A 16900-nucleotide genomic window follows, 5' to 3' on the forward strand; every position below is an offset into this window, starting at 1 on the left:
GATGAAAAAGCCTGCCCTGCTCGCCGCCATATTCGCCACCGCACTGCTGACGGCGCCCGCACGCGCCGATGATTTCCCGTCCGCCATTTCGGTGAGCGGCGAAGCCACGATTTCCGCGGCCCCAGATCTCGCGCAGATCGATGCCGGCGTCGCCAACGACGCCAAGACGGCGAAGGAAGCTGCTGACGCCAACAATGCCGCGATGGGCAAGGTGCTGCTGGCGCTGAAGGGCGCGGGGATCGCCGAGAAGGACTACCAGACATCGCGCCTGTCGCTGCAGCCGCAATACGGCCAGAACAAATCCACCGGCGCCTCGCCCGTGGTCGGCTTCCGCGCGAGCAACCGCGTCACCGTGAAGATTCGCGACGTGACCAAGGTCGCCGGCATCATCGACACGCTGGTCAGCGCCGGCGCCAACGACATCGGCAACATCTCGTTCGAGGTAACCCAGGCGTCGAAGCTGCTCGACGATGCGCGCGCGCAGGCGATCGCCGATGCGCGACGCAAGGCGGAGGTCTATGCCAAGGCCACCGGCGTGACGCTGGGCGCGCCCCTCAGCGTCACCGAGGGCGGCGGCCCGGTGCCGCTGTTCAAGGGCCGCATGGCAGCGCCAATGGCCGCAGCACCGCAGGCGGCGGTGGCGCCGGGCGAGGAGACGCTGTCGGTGACGGTGAATGTGAGCTGGGCGATCAAGCCGGGGCAGTGAGCCGCAAGAGGGCACACTGCCGCTTCAACAGCAGTGTCGTCCTCGCGAAAGCGGGAACCCATAACCACGAGGAGTGGTTATGACGCGACGCAGGCAACTCCGAGCCTTCGCCAAGCATCTGCCCGTGGCTGATGGTGTGGACGGCCCCTACGGCATCAGTTGTGCCAGAATGAGGTTGTCAAAGACCCATTCACAGGAGCCGTCCATGAGCCAGATTATCCGCATTGGGATGGATACGTCGAAGCATATTTTTCAACTCCATGGCGTTGACGCTTCGGAGCAAGTGGTGTTGCGCAAGCGGCTGAGCCGCAAGGCGATGCTGGAGTTTTTTACCAAGCTGCCGGCGACGGTGATTGTGATCGAGGCTTGCGGGGCGGCGCACTACCTGGCGCGGGAGCTTGGCAAGCTAGTGCACACGGTCAAGCTGATCGCGCCGCAGCTGGTCAAGCCTTACGTGCCGCGCAACAAGAACGACGGGCGCGACGCGGAAGGACTGTGTGAGGCGGCGAGCCGGCCGCGGATGCGCTACGTTCCGGTGAAGACGGCCGAGCAGCAGGCGGCGCTGATGCTGCTTGGCGTACGCGAGCAATTGGTCGCGCGTCGCACCCAGCTCTCCAATACGATCCGCGGTCATGCGGCGGAGTTCGGTTTGATAGCAGCCAAGGGGCTGGACAAGCTTGCCGCGTTCCTGGCGACGATCAAACAGGACGATCGTGTTCCAGCGCTGGCTCGCGAGCTGTTTGCAATGCTTGCCCGCCAATATGACCAGGTGCAAGTCGAGCTGAAGGCGGTCGAGGCCAAGCTTGTGGCCTGGCACCGTGCCGATGCCATGAGCCGGCGATTGGCACAAATCCCGGGGGTCGGTCCGGTCACCGCTGCGGCACTGGTCATGAAGGCGCCAGATCCGCATGCCTTCCGCTCAGGAAGACTGTTCGCGGCCTGGCTCGGCTTGACCCCCAAGGACCATTCCACTGCGGGAAAGACCAGGCTCGGCAAGATCACCCGCGCTGGCGATGAGAGATTGCGTCAACTGCTGGTGGTCGGGGCGACCTCGGTGGTCAAGCAAGCGATGGCGAAAGATTCCGGTCCACATTGGCTCGTCGAGCTCTTGAAGCGCAAGACACCGAAGCTTGCCGCAGTGGCACTCGCCAACAAGATGGCCCGCATCGCCTGGAAGCTGATGACGACGGCACAGGAATATGACAGCGCGCGGCTGAATGCCCGAGCCGACCAAGCGCCAGCCGCCGCATAGTTGAGAGATTCGGCCGACCGGCGGGTTCACCCACCGGCCGAACCGGAGCTGCAAGAGCAGAGGAGATGGTGCGATCGATCGACCGAAGATGCGAGCAAATCCGTGGGACCCATTGGCCGATCAAGGTCGCGTGGTTGATTGGAGCTCGTGTCGCGGAAACCATCTTGGCCAGCGGTCTAACACGCCGAACCAACAGGCCGGACATATGGATGCAAGCGATCCGATCAAAACCTTCACAAAGCTCTTGTGCCACGGAGGCCGTCCACATATGGGTCCCGGGCTCACGACTTCGTCGCGCCCCGGGACGACGAGCTGTATGGGTGGAGGCAGCGAGCCTAAATCTCCACCACCTGCCCAGGCTTCATCGCCACGAATCTTTCCTGCGGAATCTTCGCGGCATCGAGCGCTTCGACCAAGGCTTTCGCCGGCGCGTCGATCGCTTCATCCGTCAGCTGGAACGTGCCGTGATGGTGCCCAAGCGCTTGCTCGGCGCCGCAGTCGAGCAGCGCCTTCACCGCATCTTCCGGGTTCATGTGCTGGTCGCGCATAGAGCTGGCCCCGGTTGTTTGGACAGCGCCCCGCTGGATTTAAGTGGATTCCTGCCGGGTTATGCTGAACGCGGGGCTTTACGGTTTTGTCGTTGCGTCGGGAGGGCGTAGCCCGACCAGAGCGACGACAAAACCGTCGGCGACGGTCATGCGGCCATCACCATAGCTTGCGTGCCGAAGTAAGCCTCGTCGGGCGTGCGCCCGTCAAGGCTCGAGTGAGGGCGTCCCTGATTGTAGAAGGCCAGATACTTGGCAATTGACGCTCGCGCCTCGGACACGCTGTCGTAGGCGCGGAGATATACTTCTTCGTATTTGACCGTGCGCCAGAGCCGCTCGACAAACACGTTGTCGCGCCAGGCGCCCTTGCCGTCCATGCTGATGGCGATCTTCGCGTCCAGCAGCACATCGGTGAACTCGAGGCTGGTGAACTGGCTGCCCTGATCCGTGTTGAAAATCTCGGGCCTGCCGTGCTTCGCCAACGCCTCCTGGACCGCTTCGACGCAGAAGGCCGCCTCCATTGTGATCGAGACGCGATGGGCCAGGACCCGTCGGCTGAACACATCGACGACCGCCGCGAGATAGACGAAGCCACGCCGCATCGGAATGTAGGTGATGTCCATTGCCCACGCATGGTCGGGCCGCTCGATCTTCAATCCGCGCAACAGGTACGGGTAGATCTTGTGACCCGGAGCCGGCTTGCTCGTGTTCGGGCGACGATAGACCGCCTCGATCCCCATGCGCTTCATCAGCGTCGCGATGTGGCGGCGACCGGCGTATACGCCCTCCCGCCGCAGCAACGATCGCAGCATACGCGCTCCCGCGAAGGGATAATCGAGATGCAGCTCATCGAGCCGACGCATCAAGGCAAGGTCCTCGGCCGAAACTGGCCGAGGTTCATAGTAGACCGTGCTGCGAGCCAGCTTCAGGACCTTCGCCTGGCGCACGATAGAAAGATCATGATCGCGGTCGATCATCGCTTTGCGCTCAGCAGGCCCGCCTTGGTGAGCGCGCCGGACAAAAAATCGTTTTCCAACGCCAGCTCGCCGATCTTGGCATGTAACGCCTTCAAATCGACCGGCGTCTCGGCCGATGTCTTGTCATGCCCAAACACGCCGGCGGCGCCTTCCAGGAGCTGGTTTTTCCAGATCGTGATCTGGTTCGGATGAACATCAAACAGTTGCGCCAGCTCCGCCAGTGTCTTGTCGCCTTTGACCGCAGCCAAAGCAACCTTCGCCTTGAATGCCGGAGAATGCGTCCGGCGGCTCTTCTTCGTCATCTTCGCTCCTGATTCGCAGCAAGAATCCTCGCCGCTGTCAGGCAGAAAATCCACTCAAGCTACTGTCCGAATTTGCGGGGCCAGCTCTCATGAACCAGCGCGGCTCGTAGGCGCCGATCGGGAGGATCGCGAGGCGCAGTGCCCCGTGCCTATCGGCGACGCGGCGGAAGTGCCGGCCGTCACCATAGCCGGAATCGCAGACGACGTAGATCCGGCCGGCCGGCGTCTCCAGCACGAAGCTCGCCCACAGCGCCTTGTTGCGATCGAACAGGCTGCGCGCGGTCCAGTGCCGGGTCGGCACCAGATGCACGGCGATGCCGCCGCCGAGCTCGACGCGATCGTGCCAGTCGAAGGCCTCGACCTTGATGGTCGGATCGGCGCCGCGCATCGTGACGTCATTGCCGAGCGGGGTGACGACGCGCGGGGCGAAATTCTTGGTGAGCCGCGACAGCGTCGCGATATCCAGATGATCGTAATGCCCGTGCGAGACCAGCACGACATCGATCTTCGGCAGCTTCTCGAAGGCGATGCCGGGATCGTTGTGCCGCTTCGGCCCGGCCCAGGCGACCGGGGAGACCCGCATCGACCAGACCGGATCGACCAGGATGTTGAGGCCGCCGGCCTGGATCAGCCAGCTGGCGTGGCCGACGAAGGAGAGCCGCACTTTGTCGCCCTCGATGCGCTCCGGCGGGATGTCGGCATGGGGGCTCGGCGCCCACATGGGCCATTTCGCGCGCTGCCGTCCGCCGCCGAGCTGCCAGCGCAGCACCTCGCGAAGCGATTTCGGCGGCGCCCCGTCCGGATCGAAGAAGTGCAGGCCGTTGAAATGGTCGGAGGCGGGGCCGTCATAGGTTTTCATGCGGAAGATCCAGCGCGAGGACGCCGACCAGAGCACCGGCGCCGGCGAGCAGTCCCCAAAAGTGGGGTGACCGGCAGGCTAGTACCCACTTTTCTTGGAACGTGAGTCGTGATTCAAGGTCGGGATGATACCCGAAGCAAGAGAAGTCCACCTTTCGAGGAAAGATCGCAAGGTGCTTGAGGCGTGCTGTCGCTCACCGGTGACGTTGCAGCGCGATTTGAAGCGGGCGCGGATAGTTCTGTTGGCGGCGGATGGGCGCAGCACCCGGTCGATCGCCAAGGAAGTTGGGGTCCAGCCGCGGATTGTCAGCCTTTGGCGGCATCGCTATGCCGACCATGGCCTTGAAGGGCTGCAAGACAAGCCGCGGCCTGGCAAGCAGCCGATCTATACGAAGACGACCGACAAGCGGATTCTGAAGCTGCTGGATAAGCCGCCACCGCAAGGGTTTGCGCGCTGGACCGGCCCCCTGCTGGCCGAGGCGCTGGGCGATGTCGATGTCCAATATGTCTGGCGGTTCCTGCGCAGCCACAAGATTGACCTGGTGGCTCGCAAGTCCTGGTGCGAGAGCAACGACCCGAACTTTACGGCCAAAGCCGCCGATGTTGTCGGCCTCTATGTCGCGCCGCCGGCGAAGGCCATTGTGCTGTGCGTGGACGAGAAGCCCTCGATCCAGGCTTTGGAGCGAGCGCAGGGTTATCTGAAGTTGCCCAATGGCCGCGCCTTGACTGAGCTATGCGGGAAACTGGGTGATGACGGAATGAGATAGGCGGCGTATCGAGGCGGGTGTCGAGCCTGCCAGAACCTCAAGGAGAGCGATACGCCATGAACGAGCATAGCAACATTGTCCCACTGCGTCAGCCCGATGAGATCGACGATCCACTGACGAATATTTTGCGATCTGGAGCTCGGCAGCTGCTTGCGCAGGCTGTCGAGATGGAAGCCGAGGCGTTTCTCGCCGCGATGAAGGGCTTGAAGCTTCCCGATGGCCGCGACCGCCTCGTGCGACACGGCCATGGTCCAGTGCGGACGATCCAGACGGGGATCGGCGCCGTCGAAGTCGCCCGGGTAAAGATTCGCGATCGCGCGGTGACCAGCGATGGCGAGCGGATCCGCTTCACCTCGGCGATCCTGCCGTTGTGGGCACGGCGCACGAAGAGCTTGGATGCACTTTTGCCGGTTCTGTACCTGCGAGGCATCTCGACGGGCGACTTCCAGGAGGCGCTGGCGGCGCTCTTGGGCAAGGATGCGCCGAATCTTTCTCCGGCGGTGGTTTCCAGACTGACGACGGAGTGGCAGCTCGAGTACGAGCGTTGGCAGAAGCGCGATCTGTCGGCGCGCCGGTACGTATACGTGTGGGCGGACGGCGTCTTCCTGCAGGCTCGCATGGAAGACCACAGCGAATGCATGCTGGTGCTGATCGGCGCGACGCCGGAAGGCAAGAAGGAACTCATCGGCTTCCAGGTCGGCGTGCGCGAGAGCACGCAGAGCTGGCACGAACTGCTCGTCGAGGCGAAAACCCGAGGGCTGAAGATCGCCCCGGAAATCGCCGTCGGTGACGGCGCGCTCGGCTTCTGGAAGGCGCTCGACGAGGTCTTTCCCGCCACGCGACATCAGCGGTGCTGGGTGCACAAAACCGCGAATATCTTGAACAAAGTCGCAGTGTCGGTACAGGCCAGCATGAAGAAGGATCTGCGCGAGGTCTATTTGGCGTCCAACCGAGCTTCGGCCGAAGTGGCGATCGATGTCTTTGCCGAGAAATACGGAGCGAAGTACGACAAGGCGGTCGAGTGCCTGACGAAAGATCGCGACGCAATGCTTGCGTTCTACGAATTCCCCGCCGAGCATTGGGACCACTTGCGGACGACGAATCCCATCGAAAGCGTGTTCGCGACGGTCCGGCACAGAACGGTGCGCACGAAAGGTTCGTTATCGTCAACGACTGCCAAGTTGATGGTGTTCAAGCTGCTCTGCGCCGCATCAAAGACCTGGCGGCGGCTGAAAGGCACAAATCAGTTGCCGAAGGTCAGCGCAGGTGTCAGATTCGAAAACGGCATCGAGGTCATCCAAGTGCCGGAAAACCACGCCGCCTGATCGCCTCGTCACCCAAAATCCCGCATAGCTCGCCTTGACCGGCCAAAGCCACGATTACAAGCGGCATGGCACCACAACATTGTTTGCGGCGCTCGAAGTCGCCACCGGAAAGATCATCGCGACCCATTCAAAACGCCGGCGCCGCGTCGAGTTTCTCGATTTCATGAACAGCGTCACCGCGACTTTTCCGAACCGCAAGCTTCACGTCATCCTCGACAACCTCAACACCCATAAAAAGAACGAGGACTGGCTCAAGGCCCACCCCAACGTGCAATTTCATTTCACGCCGACAAGTGCGTCATGGCTCAATCAGGTCGAAGTATGGTTTTCCATCTTGCAGGGGCAGTCGCTCAGCGGCACCTCCTTCACGAGCCTCAAGCAGCTTCAGGAACACATCGATGCCTACGTCAACGCATACAACGACAGAGCCGAGCCCTTCGTCTGGACCAAGAAAAAGGTCCGTCAACGCCGTTTCAAAGGCCGCCGTATCACTCAGCTCTGATTCCGGGTACTAGCCCGTCCTATTCGTGAGAGTGCGGCTTTTGGGCCCGATTGATGCGGCCGCACATCTTGTCTGACGAGGCGCACAGGATTGCCTTCGGCTTTTCGCCGCCTGACGACCGGTACTTTGCAACGCGCTTGAGGGATGGGTTGGGCGAACGGGGGCGGACGCCCCGCCGGTCAAGGACCGAGCGGCAGCAGCGCGCCGGGCAAGCCGCAGATCAGGTCGGCTTCGGGACATGCCGCGGCAAACGCAAGGCGAATGCGGCTCGTGGTCTCGACGACACGGGCGGCGATTTTCAAGAGCCGAAGACGCAGCGTCGCGAACTCGGCAGCGGCCAATTCCCGGGCTTTGGGAATGGCGTCGCGCACGGTCAGCATCAGCCAATAAGCGGCCGTATGGAGCACGAGACGGACCTGGTTGGCGAGCGCCGAACGGCAGCTGGTGCGATCGGAGGCGAGCTGCGTCTTATGCAGCTTGATCAGATTCTCGGCTTGGCCGCGCGCGCAATACAGGCTGTCGTAGATCCACTCGGCCGAGCCGACATCGAGGCTGGTGACGACGAAACGGATGTCGAGGCCGAGCATCGTCGCCTCAATACGGGCGACGGTGCGCCGTTCGCGATCCCAGGACTTTGCCTTGTGGCGCGTCTCGGTATAGCCACGCAGAACCGGCAGGTTCTCGATGGCGCGTCGCGTGCGGATGTCGTCGGCGACCTCGTCGACTTTTCTGGCGAGAGGCTTGGTGCCGGACAGACCGAAGATGTAGTCGATGCCGTTGGTCTCGCACCACGCCATTGCCTCCGGCCGGGCATAGTGCCCGTCGCCACGGAACGTAATTTGCGTGTTGTGCCATCGCGTCCGGATATGCCGTACCAGGCGGCGCAGATGGGCACGCACCTCGACGCCGCCCGGCGTCTTGCCGGGCCTCAGCACGACCGCCACGGGCCGGCTCTTCTCCGTGTCGTAGACGTGGATCGGCAGGAAGCAGCGTTCGTCATAATGAGCGTTGAACAGCGAGAGCTGCTGATGGCCGTGGACGACGTCGCAGGTATCATCGATGTCGAGCGTGACGGATGCCGGCTCGCGCGGGTAGCTATCCATCCATGCGTCGACCAAAGTGTAGGTCAGCCGGATCACGTCGCGCAGGCGCGGAGCATTCTCCAGCCGCGACAGCGTCGGCTGGGAACACAAATCCCGGCCCGTGTCCGGTAGGCGACCGCAGGCCAGTTTGAATGCCGGATCGGACCTCAGATGATCGAGGTCGTCGGCGTCCTCGTAGCCGCAGCAGATCGCGAACATGCGCGCGCGGAACATATCGACCAGGCTGTGCACGACCCGCGTCGGATCGCGCCGATCCGGGAACACCCGGGCCAGATTGTTGGCCAAACCGAGACGCCGCTCGGCCATCGCCAGAAGCATCACGCCCCCGTTCGAGGTTAGGCGCCCACCATCGAAGGCAGCTGTGACTTTCTTGGCGTGAACGGCTGGAAACGAGAAGGGCGGAATCGTATCGTCGGTCATGGCGGGCGTGGCGTTCGCGGTTGGAGGTGATGGGGTTGGCTTCGCAACCGAATCCTACGCCGCATCAGCGCTTTACCCCTCAGGCGCACTCTTACGAATAAGACGGGTTAAGTTGAAGAAAGATTGAGTGACTCCCGATCATTTCTGTGCCGAAACGTGGAGTCGCGGTCGTGCCGCGTCCAAAGAAACCGGCGCGAGCGGCCTATTAGACGCGGTAGGTGCTCAGCCTCCGAAACGAGACTATCAAGCATGAAGAGATCGAGCGCGAGGCAGAGGTTTTATTTGTGTTGAATTCTTGCTTCTCGATAGTGGTCTGAAATCGTATCATCGGTCATGGCGGGCGTGGCGTTCGCGGTTGAAGGTGATGGGGTGGCTTCGCAACCGAATCCTACGCCGCATCAGCGCTTTACACCACGCTCGCCAGCCTCTCAGGCGCCCTCTCGCGAATAAGACGGGTTAGGCTGGTAAGGATGGTCGGACGGTAAGACATCACCGGCTATATGGGCCGGGCTGGCAGAAAAGGAACCCATGGCCAAAAAGGTCACATTTTCAGTACCTTGCCCTATCGAGGACGCCCCGGCACCCTAACTTTCCTTGACTTTTGGGCTGGAGCGGCGTTTAACCCCGCCACTTTCTCGGAAAGGCTTTCTTTTCGACCCGCCGACTGGCCCTGGAGGCCAGAGGTCAACGCCCGACAGCGCTGTGCGCCCTCGGGCGCAAAGGTGTTTGGAAGATCGCTTTTTGGCGAGCAGGACAAAGGACAACGGCATTGTTCGACAATCTGTCGGAACGGCTTGGCGGCATTCTCGATCGTCTGACGGGGCGCGGTGCGCTGACCGAAAAGGACGTCGACGCCGCGATGCGCGAGGTGCGCCGCGCGCTGCTGGAGGCCGACGTCGCACTCGAGGTGGTGCGCAGCTTCACCGAGCGCGTCCGCGAGCAGGCGATCGGCGCCACCGTCGTCAAGTCGGTCACACCCGGCCAGATGGTGGTCAAGATCGTCCACGACGAGCTGATCAACACGCTCGGCGCCGAAGGCCAGACCATCGACGTCAATTCCGTGCCGCCGGTGCCGATCATGATGGTCGGCCTGCAAGGCTCCGGCAAGACCACCACCACCGCAAAGCTCGCCCGCCGCCTAGTCCAGCGCGACAAGCGCAAGGTGCTGATGGCCTCGCTCGACGTCTATCGCCCGGCGGCGATGGAGCAGCTCGCCGTGCTCGGCCGCGACCTCGACATTCCGACCCTGCCGATCGTTGCAGGCCAGCAGCCGCAGCAGATCGCCAAGCGCGCGCTGGAGGCCGGCAAGTTCGGCGGCTACGACGTCGTGCTGCTCGACACTGCGGGCCGCACCACGCTCGACGAAGAGATGATGGCGGAGGCGGCCGCGATCAAAGCCGCGGCCAATCCGCATGAAGTGCTGCTCGTCGCCGACTCTCTCACCGGCCAGGACGCCGTGAATCTCGCGCGCTCGTTCGACCAGCGCGTCGGCCTCACCGGCATCGTGCTGACCCGCGTCGACGGCGACGGCCGCGGCGGCGCGGCGCTGTCGATGCGCGCGGTCACCGGCAAGCCGATCAAGCTGCTCGGCACCGGTGAAAAGACCGACGCGCTGGAGGATTTCCACCCTGATCGTATCGCCGGCCGCATCCTCGGCATGGGCGACGTGGTGTCGCTGGTCGAACGCGCCGCCGCCAACATCGATGCCGAAAAGGCCGCGCGCACCGCCGAGCGCATGCGCAAGGGCCAGTTCGACCTCAACGACATGCGCGAGCAGCTGCTGCAGATGGCGAACATGGGCGGCATCAGCGGCCTGATGGGCATGATGCCCGGCATCTCCAAGATGAAGAACCAGATCGCGGCGGCCGGCATCGACGACAAGATCCTGAAGCGCCAGGTCGCGATCATCGATTCCATGACGCGCGACGAGCGCCGGCATCCGGACCTGTTGAAAGCCAGCCGCAAGAAGCGCATCGCCGCAGGCAGCGGCCAGAGCGTCGAGCACGTCAACAAGCTGCTCAAGATGCACCGGAACATGGCCGACGTGATGAAGGCCATGGGCTCGGGCAAGCGCGGCCCGCTCGCCGGCATCGCGCAGGCCATGGGCTTTGGCGGCGGCATGAAGCCTCCCTCTCCGGAAGAGATGAAGGCGCTGCAGGAGAAGATGCAGAGCGGCGGCGGACAGGGCCTGCCGAACCTGCCGAAGGATTTGCCGGCTGGACTTCGCCAAGGTCTGCCCAACCTTCCTGGACTGACCGGGCTGAGCGGCAAGCCCACGCTGCCGGGCCTCGGCGGTTTTCCGGGCAAGAAGAAATGAGGAATTCGTCGCGGGGGATCGCACCGGTCCCGCGCAACGCGAAAATACTGATCAACCGAACAAACCGTACTTTGAAGGAGAACTGAATGTCCGTCGTTATCCGCCTCGCCCGCGCAGGCACCAAGAAGCGTCCCGTCTATCACGTCGTCGTCGCCGACTCGCGCTTTCCGCGCGATGGCCGCTTCATCGAGCGTCTGGGCTATTTCAATCCGCTGCTGCCGAAGGACAACGAGGCGCGCCTCAAGCTCGACCTGGAGAAGGTGAAGGCCTGGGTCGCCAAGGGCGCGCAGCCGTCGGACCGCGTGGCGCGTTTCCTCGACGCTGCCGGCGTCAAGAAGCGCGAAGCGCGCAACAACCCCGAAAAGGCCGTGCCGCGCAAGGAGCGCAAGGCGCAGGCCGAAGCCGCCGCGAAGGGCTAAGGCCAGATCATGTCGGCGCTGGTCTGCGTCGCGCGGATCGGCGCCGCGCATGGTGTGCGCGGTGCGGTCAAGCTGTGGACCTTCACCGAAGATCCCTTCGCCGTCAGGCGGTACGGTCCGCTGCTGTCCAAGGACGGCAAGCGCCAGTTCGAGGTCGCGACGGCGCGCGAGGCCAAGGATCATCTGGTCGCGACGTTCAAGGGCGTCACGACCCGCGATGAGGCCGAGCGCCTCAACGGCATCGAGCTCTACGTTCCGCGCGACAAGCTGCCGGCGACCGACGCGGACGAATATTACCACACCGACCTGATCGGTCTCGCCGCCGTCACCACGGACGGCGAGCCGCTCGGCCGCGTCGTTGCGATCCAGAATTTCGGCGCCGGCGACATCATCGAGATCGCCCCGCCCAAGGGCCCGACGCTGCTGCTGCCGTTCTCCAACGCGGTGGTGCCGGAAGTCGACCTCGCCGGCGGGCGCGTGGTGATCGCGCTGCCACAGGAAATCGAGGGCGAGGAGCCTGGCAATGCTCCCTCCGCGAGTCGTCCCCGCCTGGTGCGCAAAGCGCACGGGGGCGGGGACCCATAACCACAGACCGTGGTTTTGGCTAAGGTGACAGTTCCGGCCATCGCAAAACCGGCTGCGGTGGTTATGGGTCCTGGGCTCGCGCTTCGCGCGCCCCGGGACGACGAGATCAGGATCGAATGACCAACCCCTCACCCTGGCGCGCGACCGTGCTGACGCTGTTTCCGGAGATGTTTCCGGGACCGCTGGGCGTGAGCTTGGCCGGCCGGGCGCTGGCAGGCGGGCTCTGGCAACTCGAGGCGCGGGACATCCGCGCCTCAGCCACCGACCGCCACCGCAGCGTCGATGACACCCCGGCCGGCGGCGGTCCGGGCATGGTGCTGCGCGCGGACGTCCTGGCCGCCGCCATCGATGCGGCGGAGATCGGTTCCGAGCGCCCCCGCCTTCTCATGAGCCCCCGGGGTCGGCCACTGACCCAGGCCCGCGTCGTCGAGCTGGCCCGGGGCCCCGGCCCCCTGATCGTCTGCGGGCGGTTCGAGGGGGTGGACCAGCGGGTGATCGACGGACGGGGCCTCGAGGAGATCTCGATCGGCGACTACGTCCTGTCCGGGGGTGAGATCGCGGCCCTGGCCCTGATCGACGCCTGTGTCCGGCTCCTGCCCGGGGTGATGGGCAAGGAGGCCTCGGGAACCGAAGAGAGCTTTTCTGATGGGCTGCTCGAATACCCCCAATACACCCGCCCGCAGCTGTTCGAGGGGGTCCCGATCCCGGAAATCCTGACCTCGGGCGACCATGCCAAGGTTGCGAGCTGGCGGCGGGCGCAATCGGAGGCCCTGACGGCGGCCCGGCGGCCGGATTTATGGGCGCAAGTGCCGACCCCCGCCCCGAATCGGGCCGGGCGCCAAAAAACGCCAAAAAGCAAGACAGACGGGTGACAAACGCTCCGGCTTGCCTTATAGGAGCGGCCACATCCGCAATGGCTGGATAGACGAATTTCGCGCAGCCCCCGTTTGAAAAGGCTGGGCGCGCCGATGGAGATTTACCCATGAACCTGATCAAGCAGCTCGAGCAAGAGCAATTCGACAAGCTGTCCGCCGGCAAGGACATTCCGGAATTCGGCCCCGGCGACACCGTGATCGTCAACGTGAAGGTCGTCGAAGGCGACCGCACCCGCGTGCAGGCCTATGAAGGCGTCTGCATCGGCCGTTCCGGCGGTGGCCTCAACGAGAGCTTCACCGTCCGCAAGATCTCCTATGGCGAAGGCGTGGAGCGCGTGTTCCCGGTGATGTCGCCGATGATCGACTCGATCAAGGTGGTGCGCCGCGGCAAGGTGCGTCGCGCCAAGCTCTATTACCTCCGCAATCTCCGCGGCAAGTCGGCCCGCATCGTCGAGAAGACCGAGCACGCCAAGGCCGCCGTCAACGAGTAAGCTCCGCTTACAGACGAGTTTCGAGGAGCGCGGGGCAAAACCCCGCGCTTTTTTGTTGCGTCAGCCGTGCGCGTCAAAGCTCTCGCGCTTCCAATTCGGCCTGCTATATACCTCTAGAATGTTTCCAGATCTGACCAGACCCTCGTCCGTCAAGCGCATCGTCATCGACGATCGCTCGCGGCTGCCTGGCCGGTTCTTCGGACGCTTCGCGACCTCGGCAACGTCAGAGCTTACGCGCGCAGCCTAAAAGCTGCGCTGACGATTTTGTTGCCCGCGCGCCAGGCGCGCTCATCGCTGACACACATTCTTCGGAGCTCAAGCTCATGTCCAAGCCGACCACATTGTACGACAAGATCTGGAACGACCATCTGGTGCACGAAGCCGAGGACGGCACCTGCCTGCTCTACATCGACCGCCACCTGGTGCACGAGGTGACCTCGCCGCAGGCGTTCGAAGGCCTGCGCGCCACGGGACGCAAGGTTCATGCGCCCGAGAAGACGCTCGCCGTCGTCGACCACAACGTGCCGACCACCGACCGCACCAAGCCGAATCCCGACCCTGAGAGCATCGAGCAGATCAAGGCGCTGGCCGAGAACGCCAAGGAATTCGGCGTCGAATATTACAACGAGTTCGACAGGCGCCAGGGCATCGTCCACGTCATCGGCCCCGAGCAGGGATTTACGCTGCCCGGCACCACCATCGTCTGCGGTGACAGCCACACCTCGACGCATGGCGCGTTCGGCGCGCTCGCGCATGGCATCGGCACGAGCGAGGTCGAGCACGTGCTGGCGACGCAGACGCTGATCCAGAAGAAGGCCAAGAACATGCGCGTTACCGTCGACGGCAAATTGCCTGACGGCGTGACGGGCAAGGACATCATCCTCGCCATCATCGGCGAGATCGGCACGGCGGGCGGCACCGGCTACGTGCTGGAATATGCCGGCGAGGCGATCCGCGCGCTCTCGATGGAAGGCCGCATGACGGTCTGCAACATGTCGATCGAAGGCGGCGCGCGCGCCGGCCTGGTGGCGCCCGACCAGAAGGCCTACGACTTCCTGCGCGACCGGCCGAAGGCACCGAAGGGCGCGGCCTGGGATGCGGCGATGCGCTATTGGGAGACACTGCGCTCCGACGAAGGCGCGCATTTCGACCACGAGCTGCGCCTCGATGCCGCGAAGCTGCCGCCGATCGTGACCTGGGGCACCTCGCCTGAAGACGTCATCTCCGTGACCGGCATCGTGCCCGATCCCGACAAGATCGCGGACGAGGCCAAGCGCATCTCCAAGCATCGCGCGCTCAAGTACATGGGCCTGACCGCGGGCACCAGGATCACCGACATCAAGCTCGATCGCGTTTTCATCGGCTCCTGCACCAACGGCCGTATCGAGGACCTGCGCGCGGCAGCGAAGATTGCCGAAGGCAAGACCGTTTCAGCGAACGTCAACGCCATGGTCGTGCCGGGCTCCGGCATCGTGAAGGAGCAGGCGGAAGCCGAGGGTCTGGACAAGATCTTCATCAAGGCCGGCTTCGAATGGCGCGAGCCGGGCTGCTCGATGTGCCTCGCCATGAACCCGGACAAGCTGAAGCCGGAAGAGCGCTGCGCCTCGACCTCGAACCGCAACTTCGAGGGCCGCCAGGGCTTCAAGGGCCGCACGCATCTGGTCTCGCCGGCGATGGCGGCGGCTGCGGCGATCGCAGGGCACTTCGTCGATGTCAGGGAATGGCGGTAAGCCAGTTCCTGCAATTGTAGCGATCGCGGCAAACCGCCGTTAATCCGCGTCGCCCACATTGCGTCCTCGCGACGGTTCGCGAGGACACGCCTCATGGCCAACAAGCCGGAATATGTCGATCTGATCAGTGACGCGACGCGCCAGCACCGCCGGCGCGCAACGCCGCTGCGCATCGTCGCCAAGCCCGAGGTCGAGGAGACGTCCAGGCTCAGCCGGTGGCCGCCGGCGATGTTCCGGCAGTGGAAGGTCGAGAATTTGATGCGGTGGAAGTCCGCGTCATGGAAGTTGAGGGATTGGCTTTAACCAGCCTCTCCGTCATGCCCGCTCGTCCCGGGCATCCACGAACTCTCTGCAAGCCCCAAGAACGTGGATGGCCGGGACAGGCCCGGCCATGACGAATGCAGAGCCAGCAATTCACTCACGTCACCAATAGCGGTACGGATACTGCCAGCGCGGCCAGTGGCAGACGCGGCGCGGGCCGTAATAGGTCCAGACGATCCGGCAGCGGCGCGGGTAGTGGTAGTAGGGATAGTATCCGCCCACATAGTAGCGCCGGTGGAAGTGACGATAACCGTAGTGCGGGCGATGATGGCCCCAGTGACGGTGATAGCCGCCATATCCGCCGTGCCGAAAGCCGCCATGCCGAAAGCCGCCGACATGGCCGTGACGAAAGGCCGGCCCGGCGCGGAAGCCGCCGATATGGCCGCCGCGGAAACCGCCACCGTGGAAACCGCCGATATGTCGCCCGCCGCCATGGAAGCCGCCTCCGCGGAAACCTCCGCCGTGAAAGCCATGCCCACCGTGACCGCCGCCGTGGCGAACCTGCGTGACGAGATCGTCGGCCGCAGCCTTCGTTGCGGGTGACGTCGCTGGATTGATCAAGGTGAGCGCTTCAGCGCGACGCGCGGTGCCGGCCGACAGCATCAGCGTCGCGGCGGCCGCAAGCCCGAGCAAGCGCATCGGGCTCGTCCCGAGGCCGAACATTCTCAGCATGGAATCCTCCCTGAATCTGGACGGCAGCGCTGCGTCGCGACGCCTCGGCCGCGCCGTTGCTGTTCAATAACGGTCGCTCCCTCGGGTAAACTGAGGAGAGCGATGTGAACGCGCCATGAATGAACGACGCTGGGTCCCGCGATGCGACGCAGTGCCGCGACGGGAGGAATTTTGCAGATGACTGTCTACGCCATTGCACAATTGAAGATGACGGACCGCGCGGCCTATGACCGCTATCAGGCGCGATTCTTCGACGTGTTCAAGAAGTACAACGGACTGCTGCTCGCCGCCGACGAACATCCGCGCGTGCTCGAAGGCGCATGGCCGCATGACAAGCTTGTCATGATGTCGTTTCCCGACGAGGCCGCGTTCCTCGCCTTCTCGAACTCGCCCGAGTACGCGGACATCTCGCGTGATCGCAAAGCCGGCGCGCAGGCGACCGTGCTGCTGGTCAGGGGATTTGCGCCCGGCTAGAGCGGCGCCTCACCAGATGGGTCCGTAGCTGAACACGAAAGGTGCGGGCACGCCGTAAGGATATGGACGGTAGTAGACGGGCCGCGCGTAGTAGCGTGGATCAGGGCGCGCAGCAGGCCGCACGATGTCACGGGTTCGCGCGTGTCGTCGCATATCGAAAACCGCGATCCCCGCCGAGGCCTCCGGTATCGTCACCCTTTGCGCAGCGGAAGCAGCGCGAGGCAGGCCGGCGGCAAGCGCGACGGCAACGGCCAGTGCG

General features: G+C 64.0%; 14 protein-coding genes and 4 pseudogenes. 13 read left to right on the forward strand and 5 right to left on the reverse strand.

The genetic code is table 11. The annotated features are described in order from the left end of the window. Position 1: 1 nt before the first annotated feature. Positions 2–706 (forward strand): SIMPL domain-containing protein, encoded by a 705-nt coding sequence (locus ABIF91_RS16135; protein WP_028177756.1) that lies wholly within the window; start codon positions 2–4, stop codon positions 704–706. Between the two features lie 205 nt (positions 707–911). After that, on the forward strand, positions 912–1958 hold the full coding sequence (locus ABIF91_RS16140) for an IS110 family transposase (protein WP_035681965.1): 1047 nt from the start codon (positions 912–914) through the stop codon (positions 1956–1958). A 335-nt stretch (positions 1959–2293) separates the two neighbouring features. On the opposite strand, the pseudogene ABIF91_RS16145 reads toward ABIF91_RS16140, so the two are convergent. The 3 genes and pseudogenes from ABIF91_RS16145 to ABIF91_RS16155 all read right to left on the reverse strand — a co-directional run. After that, a pseudogene (locus ABIF91_RS16145) lies at positions 2294–2506 on the reverse strand (MBL fold metallo-hydrolase); the annotation flags it as partial. Positions 2507–2652: 146 nt separating this feature from the next. Continuing rightward, a protein-coding gene (locus ABIF91_RS16150; RefSeq protein WP_129557670.1) for an IS3-like element ISRj2 family transposase occupies positions 2653–3782 on the reverse strand; the annotation gives its coding sequence in 2 pieces (ribosomal slippage) (positions 2653–3530 and positions 3530–3782; 1131 coding nt in all). A 55-nt stretch (positions 3783–3837) separates the two neighbouring features. Continuing rightward, positions 3838–4693 (reverse strand): annotated as a pseudogene (locus ABIF91_RS16155) (MBL fold metallo-hydrolase); the annotation flags it as partial. Positions 4694–4765: 72 nt separating this feature from the next. On the opposite strand from ABIF91_RS16155, the pseudogene ABIF91_RS16160 reads away from it, so the two are divergent. From ABIF91_RS16160 to ABIF91_RS16170, 3 genes and pseudogenes are all read left to right on the forward strand, one after another. Then, positions 4766–5368: pseudogene (locus ABIF91_RS16160) on the forward strand (IS630-like element ISRj1 family transposase); the annotation flags it as partial. A 95-nt stretch (positions 5369–5463) separates the two neighbouring features. After that, on the forward strand, positions 5464–6732 hold the full coding sequence (locus ABIF91_RS16165; protein ID WP_014497957.1) for an IS256 family transposase: 1269 nt from the start codon (positions 5464–5466) through the stop codon (positions 6730–6732). 31 nt (positions 6733–6763) lie between these two features. Beyond that, positions 6764–7234, forward strand: a pseudogene (locus ABIF91_RS16170) (IS630-like element ISRj1 family transposase); the annotation flags it as partial. 179 nt (positions 7235–7413) lie between these two features. Here the strand turns inward: ABIF91_RS16170 and ABIF91_RS16175 are convergent. Then, on the reverse strand, positions 7414–8757 hold the full coding sequence (locus ABIF91_RS16175; RefSeq protein ID WP_208086440.1) for an IS1380-like element ISBdi2 family transposase: 1344 nt from the start codon (positions 8755–8757) through the stop codon (positions 7414–7416). Between the two features lie 769 nt (positions 8758–9526). On the opposite strand from ABIF91_RS16175, the gene ffh reads away from it, so the two are divergent. The 7 genes from ffh to ABIF91_RS16210 all read left to right on the forward strand — a co-directional run bounded on the left by ffh (position 9527) and on the right by ABIF91_RS16210 (position 15477). Further along, on the forward strand, positions 9527–11074 hold the full coding sequence (gene ffh / locus ABIF91_RS16180) for a signal recognition particle protein (RefSeq protein ID WP_028181060.1): 1548 nt from the start codon (positions 9527–9529) through the stop codon (positions 11072–11074). Positions 11075–11160: 86 nt separating this feature from the next. Continuing rightward, positions 11161–11493 carry a 30S ribosomal protein S16 gene (rpsP, locus tag ABIF91_RS16185; RefSeq protein ID WP_028181059.1) on the forward strand — a complete coding sequence of 111 codons (333 nt, stop codon included), beginning with the start codon at positions 11161–11163 and terminating at the stop codon, positions 11491–11493. Positions 11494–11499: 6 nt separating this feature from the next. Continuing rightward, positions 11500–12078 carry a ribosome maturation factor RimM gene (gene rimM / locus ABIF91_RS16190; protein WP_193374369.1) on the forward strand — a complete coding sequence of 193 codons (579 nt, stop codon included), beginning with the start codon at positions 11500–11502 and terminating at the stop codon, positions 12076–12078. A 116-nt stretch (positions 12079–12194) separates the two neighbouring features. Continuing rightward, on the forward strand, positions 12195–12950 hold the full coding sequence (gene trmD / locus ABIF91_RS16195) for a tRNA (guanosine(37)-N1)-methyltransferase TrmD (RefSeq protein ID WP_028181057.1): 756 nt from the start codon (positions 12195–12197) through the stop codon (positions 12948–12950). Positions 12951–13060: 110 nt separating this feature from the next. After that, on the forward strand, positions 13061–13444 hold the full coding sequence (rplS, locus tag ABIF91_RS16200) for a 50S ribosomal protein L19 (RefSeq protein ID WP_028133304.1): 384 nt from the start codon (positions 13061–13063) through the stop codon (positions 13442–13444). 323 nt (positions 13445–13767) lie between these two features. Then, positions 13768–15174 carry a 3-isopropylmalate dehydratase large subunit gene (gene leuC, locus ABIF91_RS16205; RefSeq protein ID WP_028181056.1) on the forward strand — a complete coding sequence of 469 codons (1407 nt, stop codon included), beginning with the start codon at positions 13768–13770 and terminating at the stop codon, positions 15172–15174. A 93-nt stretch (positions 15175–15267) separates the two neighbouring features. Then, the gene (locus tag ABIF91_RS16210; RefSeq protein WP_028181055.1) at positions 15268–15477 is read left to right on the forward strand and encodes a hypothetical protein; all 210 of its coding nucleotides are present in this window, start codon (positions 15268–15270) and stop codon (positions 15475–15477) included. Positions 15478–15597: 120 nt separating this feature from the next. Here the strand turns inward: ABIF91_RS16210 and ABIF91_RS16215 are convergent, their stop codons facing one another. Continuing rightward, entirely contained in the window at positions 15598–16167 is a 570-nt protein-coding gene (locus ABIF91_RS16215) for a hypothetical protein (RefSeq protein ID WP_028181054.1), read from the reverse strand. A gap of 177 nt (positions 16168–16344) precedes the next feature. Between ABIF91_RS16215 and ABIF91_RS16220 the strand changes: the two genes are divergently transcribed. Beyond that, complete coding sequence (locus ABIF91_RS16220) at positions 16345–16641, forward strand: DUF1330 domain-containing protein (protein ID WP_028181053.1); 297 nt, start codon at positions 16345–16347, stop codon at positions 16639–16641. Positions 16642–16900 lie beyond the last annotated feature (259 nt).

This window comes from Bradyrhizobium sp. USDA 241 (genome assembly GCF_049739505.1).
GTDB lineage: Bacteria > Pseudomonadota > Alphaproteobacteria > Rhizobiales > Xanthobacteraceae > Bradyrhizobium > Bradyrhizobium liaoningense.